A 13,834-nucleotide genomic window follows, 5' to 3' on the forward strand; every position below is an offset into this window, starting at 1 on the left:
AAATGACATGAATTTTGACGATATAAAAGACGAATTAAATAATCCCACATTTAAAATTGACATAGGTACTTTTTTGATGAACATCCATTCAACGAATCTTATGAATAGTTACTACTTAAAATCAATATTAAAACGACAAGTTGAAATACTAGAATTGCAGAAAGGAAAAACAGGACAAGAACTTGAAACTTCTGTTGAATTAGAGATTGAAGGATTGAATCAAATGTTTTCTGAGTGGCTAAAGGAAGATTTAATAAACGTTGTGAACGATTCTTCTTCTCATTGATTAAGCAACTAACAGCAAAAGGCAAGAGAAAATTATCAGCAATTTTAAAACAAAAACATATAAATGAAAATATTCATCTCACATTCATCCAGGAATAAATTTTATGGAGATAGATTAGTGGAATTATTAAGGAGTGTCGGTCTTAAAGAGAATGAAATAATTTTTACAAGTAATACAGCATACGGAATTCCTGTTAGCCAAAATATATTTAACTGGCTAAAATCTCAAATTACAGAAAAGCCATTTGTGATTTACCTCTTATCAGAAGAATATTATCAAAGTATTGCTTGTCTAAATGAAATGGGTGCGGCTTGGATTATCGAGAATAAACATGCGGCAATTTTCACACCTAACTTTAACTTGTCAAGCAAAGAGTTTCAAAGTGGTGCATTAGACCCAAGAGAAATTGGGTTTTACATCAATGATGAAGAGAGGATTTTATCATTTCTACAATTGATTTCCGAGGACTTCGACATATCTAAAAGTCACATTATTATTTCCCAAAGTGTAAAGAAGTTTATAGCGGAAATTAACAATTATAAATCAGATATCATTACACCTCCTGTTTTAAGTGAGGCTGTACAAAAACCTATCATAAAGGAAGAAGGCAAAACAATAGTACAACCTCTAACAGTACAGCCACAACCGACACAACCATTAAAAACAATTTCTTCAAATCCAACAGACCTTTTTTCAAAGTTTATAAGCATAATAACTTCGAAAAAGCTTAAAGATGACGAGCTTATTTTGTTGCATTACATAATTGAAACAGGAAGATTTAAATTAATGACAGGTTGGCAAGAACAAAATGAAATCGACCATATTAAGGAATGGGAAGAAATTAATGATATTCCTAACAAATTGTCGAGAAGCTATTCTTCAATTCTAAAAAGATTTGAACTACGAGGATTTACAGAAGTATCTGCTCTTACCAGTTCAAACAATCCTAAAGAATTAAAAATCAGAGACGAAATAAGTAAACACTTGCTTGATTTACCAGAGGAAGTGTTGAATTTAATAACAGAAGCCATTGACCGAAATCATTTTGATTACAATGCCGAAATTAAAGTTGAAGAACCAGATGATTTGCCATTCTAAAAGTAACGTCACTTGTATTGATTATTTAAAAATCATGTTCCTTGAACCAAGTTATGAAATTAAAAATTTAATAAATTCTATAAAAACAAACGTTATTATTTGTGATTGACCTGCGGAGCAGATTCATCACAAATTTACTTAATAACGATATTTAACAGGTGTTACTTATATTGAATATTTTTTCAAAATTACTTTATAATTAAAAAAACAACCTTCGATATTTTGGTCAAAGGTTGTTTTAAGTTTTTGAGTACTATTTATAATAAACACCGATTCTAACTTTTGGATTTTTCTGTAAAGTATCTAATTTATCGGTTTTATTAAATATCTTCATTACATCACTAGATGCCATGTCTTAAATTTCAATCGTATCAATTTCTTTCATAATTCTATCAGTCTCCGTTAGAGCCACGATAATTTTTTGGTAGTGCAAAATATCCTCAAAACTCAATTCTCGGTCTTTACGGTCTTTGAGCCATTTTTGAGCAGGTTGGTAGCCACCAATGTAAAAGTTCCAAGATACTTCTGGAACATTCTCAAAATACTGGGTATCGTTTATGTAAACTCTTCCCATAGGTTCAGGGGTGTCGTTATGTGAAATAGTATCGTTTTCAACTACAAAGTTACGTTGCTCGTACTTGGATTTTGTAACCATGTTGTCACCATCTTCGGGATATTGGGTGATGTACTTTTCTACTATAGAACTTTCTAACAAATGGATTCCTCTTAATTCTCCACCTAATTTAACTAATTCCCAGAATTTAATCTTGTCCGGCGGAGCCGGCACACGTGGAAAATCAATTTTTAAAAACTCTTTATATTTCTCTCGATAACTTGGTGAATGCAAAATAGCATAGATATAATCCAACAAATCTATTGGAGCGAAGGTATTTGGTGTTCCTTCTTTTTCATTGGTAAAAGACATTTCTGCTCCTTCAGCAATTTGTTTTACAATTTCTGTATTTAAATTAGGGATTCTTTGAATATTGCCATCTAATGTTTGTTGGGCAGTAGTTTCAGGATAAAGGTAAAGTGGTGCGAAATAAGTACCGTTTATATCCATAGAAATTGCTGTTGGTATCGCTTTTGTAATAAGGGAATGATTCCAATTTACTTTTACAATTTTAGGAAAATTTAAAACTAAATTATCTCTCATAATTTCTTTTCCTACTATTCTTCTTGTTCTATCAACAAAATTGTCATTATAATAAATGAATCGATTGTCAAAAGGACGATAACAAAGTTCTCTAATTTCCGTTATTTTGAATTCTTTAGTTTTATTTCTTGCTAATTCTAAATTCCAACTTTTTGATTCTTTAATATTATGCTTACTTATTAGAGGATTTAACTCAGTTGAATCAAAAATTGAGTTTATGCGAGATACTAAATTATTCTTATTGAAATCAACAACTAATTCATCTCTGTGAGTTTGTACTCCAATTGTTGATTTTATGAATAACTCGTTCAAAGGCATAAATTTTTTGTATATACTTTCGATTTCTACATCACTAGCTTTAAAATAAAAGTTAGGTTCTATTAATCTTAAAGAATTAAAATTTATAGAATTAATATTGTTGTTAGTTAAAAAATCATATTTCAAATTTCGCTTTCCAAATAAATCGTATTGATAAACTTGCGCAAGTTCATCTTTTTTCTTTTTCCCTGTTTTAATTAAAAGGTTTATGGATACACCTTGCATAATGTCAAAAACATTTTGGTCAATTGAACCATCTGGAGAGGTTTCTTTCTTCTTACTATTACCATGTAAATCGACAGTATAAATCTTATCGAAGCTTTGTAGTAAACTCCAACGCATTCCTCTAAAAGTTGGATTATCCAAAAATCCATGTGGATTAATAAATGCTAAAATACCACTCCCATTTTTGTCAATAAAGTATTGACCAAACCGCATAAATTTCACATAATCATCGTTTATCCATTTCGGATTACGTTCTCTTAGTTTTTCTTTTCCGCCTGGTTCTTTTTTATAATCTTCCATAAGGTTCATAATCCATTGCCCTTTATTAGCACTTTCACCACTATAAGGAGGATTTCCCATAACTACCATAACAGGAGCGTCACGTTTTATGGCATTAGCTTGGTCGGCTTCATCAGAAAGCCAAGAGCTAAACAATGTTTGAGTATCAGGATGGGCTTCTTCTAAGGAGTTGGTTAAGAAAATCCTGAAACGTTGCTCGTCTGTTGGTTTGTATCCTGTCTCGGTCAGTAACATATCCATTTTAAGGTGTGCCATTGCGTATGATGCCATCAATAACTCAAAGCCGTTCAAACGAGGAATAAGGTCTTTGGTGACATATTTGCTCCAAATACCTTGTTGCCCTTCAAATTTCTTGTGAATGTGCTTTACAACCTCAGCTAAAAATGTCCCTGTTCCTGTGGCTGGGTCTAGAATTTGTACTTTGTGTACTTCAACTTCAGTTTCAACTTCTTTTATTTTGGCGTCCTTAGCTTTGGTTTGGGTTATTGCTTTTTTCTTGATTTTGATTTTGCTTGTATCAGCTAGACCTTGCGGTAAATCAAATTCAGTCTTTAAAATATCATCAACGGCACGAACAATAAAATTTACTACAGGTTGAGGCGTGTACCAAACTCCACGAGCTTTTCTTAATGCGGGGTTGTATTCTCCTAAGAAAGTTTCGTAAAAGTGAACTACTGGGTCTTCCTGTTTGGTACTTCTACCAAAGTTTTTCATAATCTGTGCAACATCCGAAGCAAGAAAAATATTGACCAATTCATCCACTATCCATGTCAAACGAGTATCAAGGTCAAAACCTGCAATGTCCTGAAATAATTTTCTAAGAAACGGATTTGATTTTGGGATAAGCTCAGCCGCTTCCATTCGTGAGAATGTCGGCAAAGTTGGGTCGTGGTAGCGAGCCGCAAACATTCCGTAAGCTATAGTTTGCGAATAGATATCGGCAAACGCTTTGTTGTCTATGTCGTGAATCAACATTTGTTGAAACGAAAGCATTTGTGATTTTAGCTGTGAGCGGTGTTCTTGTTGGTCGTCAATGTTCAAAGATTTCTCAATCACACTCGCCATCAGCTTTGCTTTTCCCGCCATCATCTGAGCCAGTTTGGTTGGCGATTTGATGCTCTGAGTAACAGTTAATGCAAAGTTTTTAATCAGTTCAGAAAATTGTTCAAAATTTTCCGTTAATGGCAAGATGACACCATCTTCAATTTTAGCAATCGCAATTTTGGTGGTCAGTTCGCCATCTTTATAAAAATGAAAATCCATGTAATCAGTAAAAATCAAATTTGACAATCCTGATTTATAGCGTTCAAATTGCTCTTTTAATGTCTTGCTACCCAAATCAACTCCAATGTCTTTTGCTTCAATATAACCCACGGGAATGTCCTTACGGGTCAAAACATAGTCGGGTGCTCCACATGCAACTCTAGCAGGTTCATTTGTTACCAGAACATCTGGCAAAATTGCCATGATAAGATTTTGCAAATCGCCACGATAAGAATGTTCTCTTGCGTTTCCTGTTTTATAGAGCGTTTCGATTTTAGTCAGATATTGTTGGATGGTCATGGTAAAATTTTTGTTTGGCTAATATAGCTTTTTCCTTAATATTTTGAATATAGAAGAGCCTGTAACGTAACTTTTTTCGATTGGCTACTTGACACTATCAATTTAAATTCGTATCTTCGTAAGGATAGCACTCTGAATGCTATTTCTAGTCAATTTGGGTTGATTCTTTATTTTGGCTACTAGTGAGAAGGTAATCTTCTTAAAGCCTCTAATTGAGGAAAAATAACTCTCGCTACCTTTATAAAAAACTGAGATGTGGTAGCTGTGTGTCATGTTAACTAGTAGTATTATTAATCAAGAAGCGTTACAAACGCAAATTAACAATGAAGTCGAAAGACTTACAGCAATAAAATTCGAACAGTTTAAAAATAACTTATTGGAAGAATTATCGAAAAATTATTATTTCGATGATTATTTGTTGGATAAGATTAAAGTAGCAAGAAAATTAGGAATATCGGTTCGTCAAGTTGACAATCTTGTAACTAAGGGTAAATTAAAAAAATGTGGTCTAGGTAGGAGTGTGAAGTTTAAAAACTCTGATGTTAATGAGTATATGAGGTCTCTGAGCTAGAGTGCTTCATTATAGTAATTTGCCCAATGTTCACTTAGTCTAACAGCATGTTGTTTTTCAGTTGTTTTAATGTAAGATAAAAACTGTTTTTCTGTTTGGTGCCCAGTGATTTTCATTATCGTTAAAGTGTCTATTTTGCCGTATAAATTGGTGGCGAAAGACCTTCTGCAAATATGGGTCTTGACCAATTCATATTTATAATAAGACCCAACAACTTTACGATGGATTTTTTTGCCATTTATGTCTAATTTTGGCTTTCCTTGTTCGTCTTTTATTTCCATCGTTTTTGAGCCAATGACCTTTTCTTTAAATCCAACTTCTCTTGCAACATCTTTTATATAGTCATTGAATTTTTGCTCACTTATTTCTCTAGGTAATTCACCATTTCTTTTATCTAAAATTTCCTTTATATAAGGATGGATTGGTATAGTTACAGGAATTTCGGTCTTAAAATTTATATTGTCAATGAATCCATTTTTAAAATCTTTTTTATTTAAAGTTAAAAGGTCAGAAACTCTCAAACCTGTCCACACACCAATAATAAGCCAATCTCTAGCATTGTCTAAGTAGGTATTAATTTCAAAATGGTGCTCCTTTATTTTTAAAATTTCTTCTTCATCAAAATAAATGTCTTTTGTTTTTAAAAAGGGTGAAAAGAAATTTTTGTCTTTAAAAATTGGATTTACCTTCAATCCTATCTTTTGTGCTTCTCTTAGAAAAGCTTTAAGATTGTCAATAATACCACCAATCGTATTTTCTCCTAATAATTCAACAGACCTTAGATAATCTATTAGTTCTTTATGTAGAACTAAGTCAATTGAATCAATTTTTAGTTTTTTTCCAGCATATGACTCAAAGGATTTTAATTTATTAGATGAATTTTGATAGTCTTGAATGGTTCTTATATTCAACTTTTCACCTGTCTTTACGTTTGTTTTGTTTTCGGCGTCTTTTGAAAATTTATCAGAGAAGGCGGTTAAGAATATTTTTGCGTCACCTTCATTTGAGCTAGGTTTGTTATGAAAAACATTAATAAGATTCTTTAACCATTGGATAGAAATTTCAATACCATTATGACTATCCTCATTGTATTGATTGATTATTTCTGCTTTAAGCTCCGTCAATTGACTGTTAATCATGTTTCTGGTGCTGTCAGAATCAAAAGTCGTTTTGATTCTTTGTTTTGGTTGACTCCATTCTTTTTTTGAAACCAAAATTCCAATGGGAGCTTCTCTATCAAAACCATTACCTTTGAATCTTACATAAATCTGAGTAGGGTCTGACTTAGGGTCTTTCTGTATCTTAAAGTTAACTGTTGCCATAATTCAAAGATATATTTTTCCCCCGTATTTCCCCCTTAATTTATGTATAAATGTGCTAGTCAGTGCGAGAATAAAAATCTAAACTCTTGTTATACATTGAAAAATAAGGGTTTTCCAATAACTGGATTCGAATGGATTTGCATGTAAATACATACTTGTGCGCCTATTATCCGCACTGAAAAAGCTTCTGAGATAACTCAGGAGCTTTTTTGTTTTTACTTCGTTTTGTTTTTTGTTGTTAAAGTTGTTGATAAACAATCTGCTACAACACTGCATCTATCTTTTCTATAATTACATTTGAAAAGAAATAAAATATAGTCCTATAAAACAATTTATTAAATAATCACAAAAATGATAGCCGATTTAAAAAAGTCTTTTGATCAGATTATATATGAAAGAACTACTAGTCCTTTTTATGGTTCTTTTATAATTTCATGGTCTATATGGAATTGGAAAATTATATATTTAACTTTTTTTGTTTCTCAAGATAAAATTGATTCAAACAAAATTGATTATATAGTCAATAATTTTTCAAGCATAGGAAATATCCTTATTTTTCCCTTTGTTTCATCGATAATTATCATTACGATAGTTCCATTTATAACAAATGGTGCATATTGGTTATCTCTAAAATTTAATAAGTGGAGAGTTGATCAAAAAAACATTGTAGACAAGAAGCAACTTTTAAGTATCGAACAATCAATTGAATTAAGAGAACAAATATCTAAACAAGAAGAAAGATTTGCAAAGCTAGTAGAAGATAAGAACCTAGAAATAAAACATCTAAATTTACAAATACAAGAGTATCAAAAAAAAGAACCAACAGTAACTTTAGAAAAGCTTCTTAATAATTCAAACGACAATATAAATTCTAATGATGAATTATCTATTTTTGCTAATAGAGTAAGAAATAATCCAAAGGAACTTAAAGAATATGAAAATATTATCGATTATATCCAAAGAGATTATTCTCCTGTGGAAAAAACAGATGTAAGTGGTAAATTTTTAACATTATTAGAATCTTACGATATAATTCATAAACAATCCAACAGTTTATATTCAATAACTGAGACTGGAAAGAAATTCTATAGACTTGTAAATAGCCAAAATTAATGATTTGATAAAAATAAATAACAATTATGGAAGATTTTGATTTTGAAGAATCTCAAAGAGAACAGGAAAGAATTGACCGTAACTTCACTCGCACAGAAGAAGAAGGATTAAAAAATATTCTAAAGCATTTTGACAGAATTCATGATAAACTATTTGTATTCAATAATATTTTAATCGCTGGCTTTTTTGCTTTATCAAAAATTGAAAATCCAATCCCAGTAAAAACAATTTTTATTCCCATATTAAATCTTTGCTTCCTTATATTTATTGAATACGAAATGATGGAGAAAAGTAGATTTGAATCATCTATTAAAACTCAACCATTCGACAAATATGATTCGCATGGAAAAAGAATCACAAGAACAAATTTCTATTCATTATTAAGCATTATTACGACATTCAGTGTAACCGCTTTTTTTTTATACTATTTAATTTATTATTAAAAATTAATTTCTTTTAAATACTTTTTTAGGCTTTCATCAAAATCACAAGGTAACTTGCAATGTTTGTCCGAAAACATACTTTACTTCATTCAACCTCCAAATAAGGATCCAAAACTTCCGCCAATTTATTCAGCCAATAAAAATTATCTTCAAGATTGTTGAATTCAGTTTCTATGGTTTCGCAGCCTCTAATTGCGCATAACGAAAGAACATAATTTACTTGTCGTATTGTCTTTGCCATATCTTCAGAATTAATAGTCTTTGTGAAGAATTCTATTAATCTGATTTCAGTTTCTTTGGAAAGGTTTTCTGTAGTCATTGTCTTATTTTTTTGATCAGTCAAATATAATAAATTGTAGGCAAATTTGCCTACATGAACAAAATAAATCTTGTGACTTTTGAAATATGAATATTTCAGAAGAAACTTTTATTGTAAATCTTGGAATTCACATTAGACAGCTGCGTGAAAAGAAAGGCTTATCCCAACAAGGTTTGGCCGACGACTGCAATATTACCAAATCTCAAATAGCACGATTGGAAGTTGGCAAGCTAAATACTGGCATAAAAACTCTTGTAAAAATCGCCAATGCTTTAGATGTTGAGCCTAAGGAATTGTTTGATTTCCCTTTAAAATAATAATGAAGAACATTCTATTGAAAAAATATAGAAATCTTGATGAAACACAGCAATTTGCAATTCTGATTCCAATTTTATTTTTACTAAGTGGTATAATACACAAACTTGTTTCAAGGTTTAGAGGTTCAGGTGAATTTCTTTGGCTATACGCATCTGTTAGTACTATAACTTTATTTTTAAGTTGTTTTCTTATCCTTTTTTCTTTGGTAAACTCTATTTTAATTATTCGGGATTTAAGAATGAAAATCGTTCACAAAATTCTATGGATTCTATTAAGCTTATCTGTCTTTTTATATATGGCTTTAATGTTTGTAATCGCATAAATTCGGCTCAAGCTTTTCCCTTTCAACCATAAAAAATCTCCAATTAAAACTGAACATTATTATGCTCATTTTATTTAAATGAACTTATATTCCTTATATGGTTTAAAAACCGTTTCAAAACAAAAAAACAGAAAAGTCTATTTTTTATATTAGCGGGTATCCTTATTTTTACTTTTTACTAATCATCAATCAGCTTTAAACTTTTCCCTATGTTCAAAAAATCAACTTTTGCTATTATTGTTCTTTTTATTTTAAGCTCCTGTCTCGTTCAGCAAAAAAGCTTGGAAATGGACGATTGGTATGCTTTTACTAAAACCAATACAGCACAGCAGAAACCATCAGATATTTACGAGTTTAAAGACGGAATGATTCGCATGCATGGAAATGACAATAGCTGTTTAATGACCAAAAAAAGCTATAAAAATTTTGAACTTACCTTAGAATACAGATGGAATCTCGAAGAGAAATACAAAACAACCAGCACAAAAAATAGCGGTGTAATGTATAATATTCCTTTAGATGGCTCTGACAAAATCTGGCCGAAAGGAATTCAATTTCAAATAAAAGAAAATACTACGGGAGATTTTATTTTCCTCGATCAGGTAACGGCAAAAGTAAATGGAAAATTAATTGAAGCCGGTGCAAGTGTAGTTTCTCCTAAGTTTTTAGCTAATGAAAATCCGTATGGTGAATGGAATGCTATTGTTATTAAATCTTATAACGGAAAAATTACACAATATTTAAACGGGAAATTGGTAAATGAATGCACGGAGGCTTCTTCGACAGAAGGTAAAATTTCTTTGAATTATGAGCGCTCGCCAATTGATTTCAGGAACATTAAGATAAAATCGATTAAGAACGAATAATTTTTCGGCTAAAGCCTTTTACCTGTTATGTAAAAAATTTATAAATTCACATTTTAACAAATTCATTTATAAGGAGATGCAAATATCCAAAGAGAGAAAGATCGAACTGTTTATTGTGGGTTTATTAAGCTTAATCATCTTAAGTAGTTTTATAAATTTTAGAAACATTCATATAAAATTCCACAACAAAACCGGAGAAGATCTTGATTCATTAATTGTCGCCGGAACTTTGATTGGACATCTGAAAAGTGATGGTTCAACAGAATATATCGACTTTAAAGAATTTAGATTTGATGATGACTTACCATACGAGCAAATTAGCTCGATTATAAATAATAAAAAAATACATCAACTCAATTGGAGCTGGTGCGGTACAGGAAGAAATACAAAATCTAAAGGATCCTATAGCTTTGATTTAAAAAAACAAATAGATGAAAAAGGAAATGTCTGTTTATATCTCGTAGAGCACAATAAAAAAATGTTTTGGGAAGAAAACTAAAAAAATCTCTCGTTAAAACTGAAGGCTATTCAAAAGAAATCTTTTATTTCTTTATCGAATTTTAATTATTTTAATAGTCTTCAAAAAAATCATAATTAGACGCAACCTATTTGATAATTAAGCATCTAATAAAAAAAGATACTTATGAAAAAAATTCTATTTTTCTTTATTCTGACTTTAGGAATAATTTCTTGTAACTCTGATGAAAGCACACCTACACCTGCAAGCGGAGATTTTCAATTTACAGCTGAATATTCTGCTACTATAACCGTTGGCGGTGTTGTTGGAATAGTCAGACGAACTTTTAAAGTTGGGGAGATTTACAAAGGAACTGATGAAGGAAAAGAAACGATAAGTATCAGAATCGCAGAACATTCAAAATTAAATGATAATTGTCCAAGTAATACTTGCTATCAGGAGTTTCTAGATGTTCCAAGAACGTTTTTAAAATCTGTGAAATAGATCTGGAGGTCTAAACCAATACAGTAAGCACAATATTTGTCATTCTGAGGAACGAAGAATCACACAAGGAACTCCATACAGAATGTCGCCAATCTTTGTCGAGTCGCTAGTGTGATTCTTCGTTCCTCAGAATGACACACGATGCGTAAAACAGGTCTTAATTATTCAACAACTCCAAAATCTTCTCCACATTAACCTCACTATAATCATTAATATAAAAATCACAAGGAGGCAATTGTTCTTTTGTATGCGTACTCAAAACGCCAACCACTTTCATTCCTGCATTTAATCCCGCTGTAACGCCCGAAAAAGAATCTTCGAAAACAACACAATCCGAAGGAGAAACGCCAACACGTTCTGCCGATTTTAGATATACTTCCGGATTTGGTTTATGATGTTTTACATCTTCACTTGACATCATTGAATCCATTTTTTCATCTAGTTTTAAGACGTTCGCAATCAAATCCAAATTCGCGCGTGGCGCAGATGTTGCAACAGCCGTTTTAAAACCACGAGATTTCAATTCGCTTAAAAAATCCAAATAATGCGGAATCGTTTCGACTTTATCTTTATAAACCTCACGGAACATTCCTTCTTTTTCGTCTTCCAGTTTTGTAAGTTCTTCTCCGGTAATCGCACGCTTAAAGAAATGCGACATGATATAACCGTTATGTTTTCCGTACATATGTTCTTCAAATTCTTGTTCTGAATGCCGAATTTCATATTTATCGAAAAACGCCTCGAAAGCTTTTGCATGATGTGGATTCGTGTGACAAATCACGCCGTCCATATCAAAAATAACACATTGCTGCTTCATTATATATTTTGTTTTTTTAACGGTCGCAAGATAATTAATTTCACAGAGTCGCGCGGAGGTTTCTCGCAGAGATTCATAAAGATTTGTTATTAAATAAATGGATTGAACGTACTGTTTGTCATTTCGACGTAGGAGAAATCCTCGCAAGTAACTCCACAACGAATATCTAATCTTTGTCGAGCTTCTCGCGAGGATTTCTCGTTCCTCGAAATGACAAAAATGAGGAGAAACCTGAAACAAAAAAAACTTTTATCAGCCAATCCAAATCTTGCTCTTAACCAAAGTCATGGTCTCTTTTAAATGCTGATTTAATGCAATAAGAATAATCAAAACAACCAAACCATAACCAACAATGGTATAAATCTCCATATCTGCCAATAAAGTGGATTGTTTGGTAATGGTTCCGAAAACTTTTTTAAGCGCCAAAGTATTTGATTCGTCAAGCGAATATCCTTTTGCCATAAAACTCTGTGCTGTTGACGCAATGGTTTGTTGTGCTTCGGGGCTTTCGCCGGTTACAAACTGACTGAGTTTTAAAAAGTGTTTTTTGTTTAAAAATACCATTGCATTCTGCATAACACAAAATCCAATTGTACTTCCCCAAAAACGTCCAGAAACACCAACAATTCCCGAAGAAACCGCCATCTTAGCCGGAACGGAAGATGTGGTAAACAAGATTAACGGAACGAATAAAAATCCAACTCCAATACCTTGCAAAATGTACGGAATTATAATATCTGATAAAGCCACATCGGGTACAAACAGAAACGTAAACCAGAAATGAAACAACGCAATAAGAGAAAATCCAATGATAAAAATAACTTTGGTCGAAACGGATTTCATCAAAAAATAAGCAGCCAAAATCAGTCCGATTACATTTCCTAATCCGTTAATGTATTGCACGCCCGCAACGCGCGACGGATCCCAATTCCAAATGGAGAACATCGCAGAATGACAAAGACTTAGCGTTGCTCTGCTGATATAAAAAAGGAAAAATAATAGAAAGCCAATGCGCAAATTGGCATATTTAAAAACTTCAAAATTAAAAGTTGGTCTTTTTACCAAAAGCTCTTTAAAGATGAACAAACCTCCTGTTATCAGGGCAATTATCAACATTAAAACCATTTCAGAAGACTGAAACCAGTATTTTTTCTCTGCATAAACAAAGAAGTAAGCACCACAAAGAATGGCGGTTAAAACCAAAATATAACTCAGCCAGTCAATTTGATACAGTGGAATTTTCTTTGTGATTCTATGCCCTCTAAAAGTCACCAGGATCAAAAAGACATTCAAAACCTGAAGTCCGCCCGAAACATACAGCATGTATTTCCAATCATAATGATCAAGAAACCATACGGCAATATTCATAATAAATGGCGTTGACAATAACAATGAACCGTAATAAAAGGAGAAACCAATTATAATCGCGTTTTTAGAATTAAACTGCTCGATCAGCAATTGTCTGATCGTAATTACCGGAAGCGCCATTAAAATTCCTTCGACAACTCGCAGCAGTAAAAAAAGATAAAAGTTGGTAATGTACGCCGATGAAATAATCGTAATTCCGATTACCGAATAAACCGCCATCAGATAATTCTTTGCAGGGAAAAAACTCGAAAATCGGCTTTCGATCAAAATTGTGGCCAGCAAAGTTCCGTATGTCACGCACATCGCAAACTGCAAATCTTCTGGTTCAATGTCCAGAAAACTTGCCGCGTAGGTTACGTTTGAAGTATAAACTCCCAATAAAATCATGGAATGCAGCAAACAGACAAACAAAATAATAATGATTGCCCATTTTGGAACCCAGGATTTAAAAATGCTTTTATCTTCCAT

13 protein-coding genes and 1 pseudogene are annotated in these 13,834 nt (G+C 32.1%); 9 read left to right on the forward strand and 5 right to left on the reverse strand.

Annotated features, from left to right (window positions below; translation table 11 throughout):
* Nucleotides 1-7 precede the first annotated feature (7 nt).
* Complete coding sequence (locus tag AC6CH4_RS03360) at nt 8-286, forward strand: hypothetical protein (protein ID WP_498100150.1); 279 nt, start codon at nt 8-10, stop codon at nt 284-286.
* A 63-nt stretch (nt 287-349) separates the two neighbouring features.
* The gene (locus tag AC6CH4_RS03365) at nt 350-1,384 is read left to right on the forward strand and encodes a toll/interleukin-1 receptor domain-containing protein (protein ID WP_498100152.1); all 1,035 of its coding nucleotides are present in this window, start codon (nt 350-352) and stop codon (nt 1,382-1,384) included.
* A 355-nt stretch (nt 1,385-1,739) separates the two neighbouring features.
* Here AC6CH4_RS03365 and AC6CH4_RS03370 read toward each other — a convergent pair whose 3' ends face one another.
* Entirely contained in the window at nt 1,740-4,946 is a 3,207-nt protein-coding gene (locus AC6CH4_RS03370) for a type ISP restriction/modification enzyme (protein WP_498100154.1), read from the reverse strand.
* 271 nt (nt 4,947-5,217) lie between these two features.
* Between AC6CH4_RS03370 and AC6CH4_RS03375 the strand changes: the two genes are divergently transcribed.
* On the forward strand, nt 5,218-5,517 hold the full coding sequence (locus AC6CH4_RS03375) for a helix-turn-helix domain-containing protein (protein WP_498100156.1): 300 nt from the start codon (nt 5,218-5,220) through the stop codon (nt 5,515-5,517).
* On the opposite strand, the gene AC6CH4_RS03380 is transcribed toward AC6CH4_RS03375, so the two are convergent.
* Nucleotides 5,514-6,839: a phage integrase SAM-like domain-containing protein gene (locus AC6CH4_RS03380; RefSeq protein ID WP_498100158.1), complete on the reverse strand. Its 1,326-nt coding sequence runs from the start codon at nt 6,837-6,839 to the stop codon at nt 5,514-5,516. The genes AC6CH4_RS03375 and AC6CH4_RS03380 overlap by 4 nt on opposite strands.
* A 351-nt stretch (nt 6,840-7,190) precedes the next feature.
* Here AC6CH4_RS03380 and AC6CH4_RS03385 point away from each other — a divergent pair, with 351 nt between their 5' ends.
* Together AC6CH4_RS03385 and AC6CH4_RS03390 are read left to right on the forward strand one after the other, a co-directional pair.
* On the forward strand, nt 7,191-7,952 hold the full coding sequence (locus AC6CH4_RS03385; protein WP_498100160.1) for a hypothetical protein: 762 nt from the start codon (nt 7,191-7,193) through the stop codon (nt 7,950-7,952).
* Nucleotides 7,953-7,978: 26 nt separating this feature from the next.
* Nucleotides 7,979-8,395 carry a hypothetical protein gene (locus AC6CH4_RS03390; protein ID WP_498100162.1) on the forward strand — a complete coding sequence of 139 codons (417 nt, stop codon included), beginning with the start codon at nt 7,979-7,981 and terminating at the stop codon, nt 8,393-8,395.
* Between the two features lie 85 nt (nt 8,396-8,480).
* Here AC6CH4_RS03390 and AC6CH4_RS03395 read toward each other — a convergent pair whose 3' ends face one another.
* The gene (locus AC6CH4_RS03395) at nt 8,481-8,714 is read right to left on the reverse strand and encodes a hypothetical protein (RefSeq protein WP_498100164.1); all 234 of its coding nucleotides are present in this window, start codon (nt 8,712-8,714) and stop codon (nt 8,481-8,483) included.
* A gap of 86 nt (nt 8,715-8,800) precedes the next feature.
* On the opposite strand from AC6CH4_RS03395, the gene AC6CH4_RS03400 reads away from it, so the two are divergent.
* From AC6CH4_RS03400 to AC6CH4_RS03415, 4 genes are all read left to right on the forward strand, one after another.
* A complete protein-coding gene (locus tag AC6CH4_RS03400) occupies nt 8,801-9,031 on the forward strand; it encodes a helix-turn-helix domain-containing protein (protein WP_498100166.1) in 231 nt (76 codons plus the stop codon).
* 532 nt (nt 9,032-9,563) lie between these two features.
* Entirely contained in the window at nt 9,564-10,220 is a 657-nt protein-coding gene (locus AC6CH4_RS03405) for a 3-keto-disaccharide hydrolase (protein ID WP_498100168.1), read from the forward strand.
* A 76-nt stretch (nt 10,221-10,296) separates the two neighbouring features.
* Nucleotides 10,297-10,719 (forward strand): hypothetical protein, encoded by a 423-nt coding sequence (locus AC6CH4_RS03410; protein WP_498100170.1) that lies wholly within the window; start codon nt 10,297-10,299, stop codon nt 10,717-10,719.
* Between the two features lie 144 nt (nt 10,720-10,863).
* Nucleotides 10,864-11,181 carry a hypothetical protein gene (locus tag AC6CH4_RS03415; RefSeq protein WP_498100172.1) on the forward strand — a complete coding sequence of 106 codons (318 nt, stop codon included), beginning with the start codon at nt 10,864-10,866 and terminating at the stop codon, nt 11,179-11,181.
* A gap of 289 nt (nt 11,182-11,470) precedes the next feature.
* Here the strand turns inward: AC6CH4_RS03415 and AC6CH4_RS03420 are convergent.
* Together AC6CH4_RS03420 and AC6CH4_RS03425 are read right to left on the reverse strand one after the other, a co-directional pair.
* A pseudogene (locus AC6CH4_RS03420) lies at nt 11,471-11,998 on the reverse strand (HAD family hydrolase); the annotation flags it as partial.
* A 252-nt stretch (nt 11,999-12,250) separates the two neighbouring features.
* Nucleotides 12,251-13,834: an MFS transporter gene (locus AC6CH4_RS03425; RefSeq protein WP_498100174.1), complete on the reverse strand. Its 1,584-nt coding sequence runs from the start codon at nt 13,832-13,834 to the stop codon at nt 12,251-12,253.

This window comes from Flavobacterium sp. GQ95 (genome assembly GCF_059758655.1).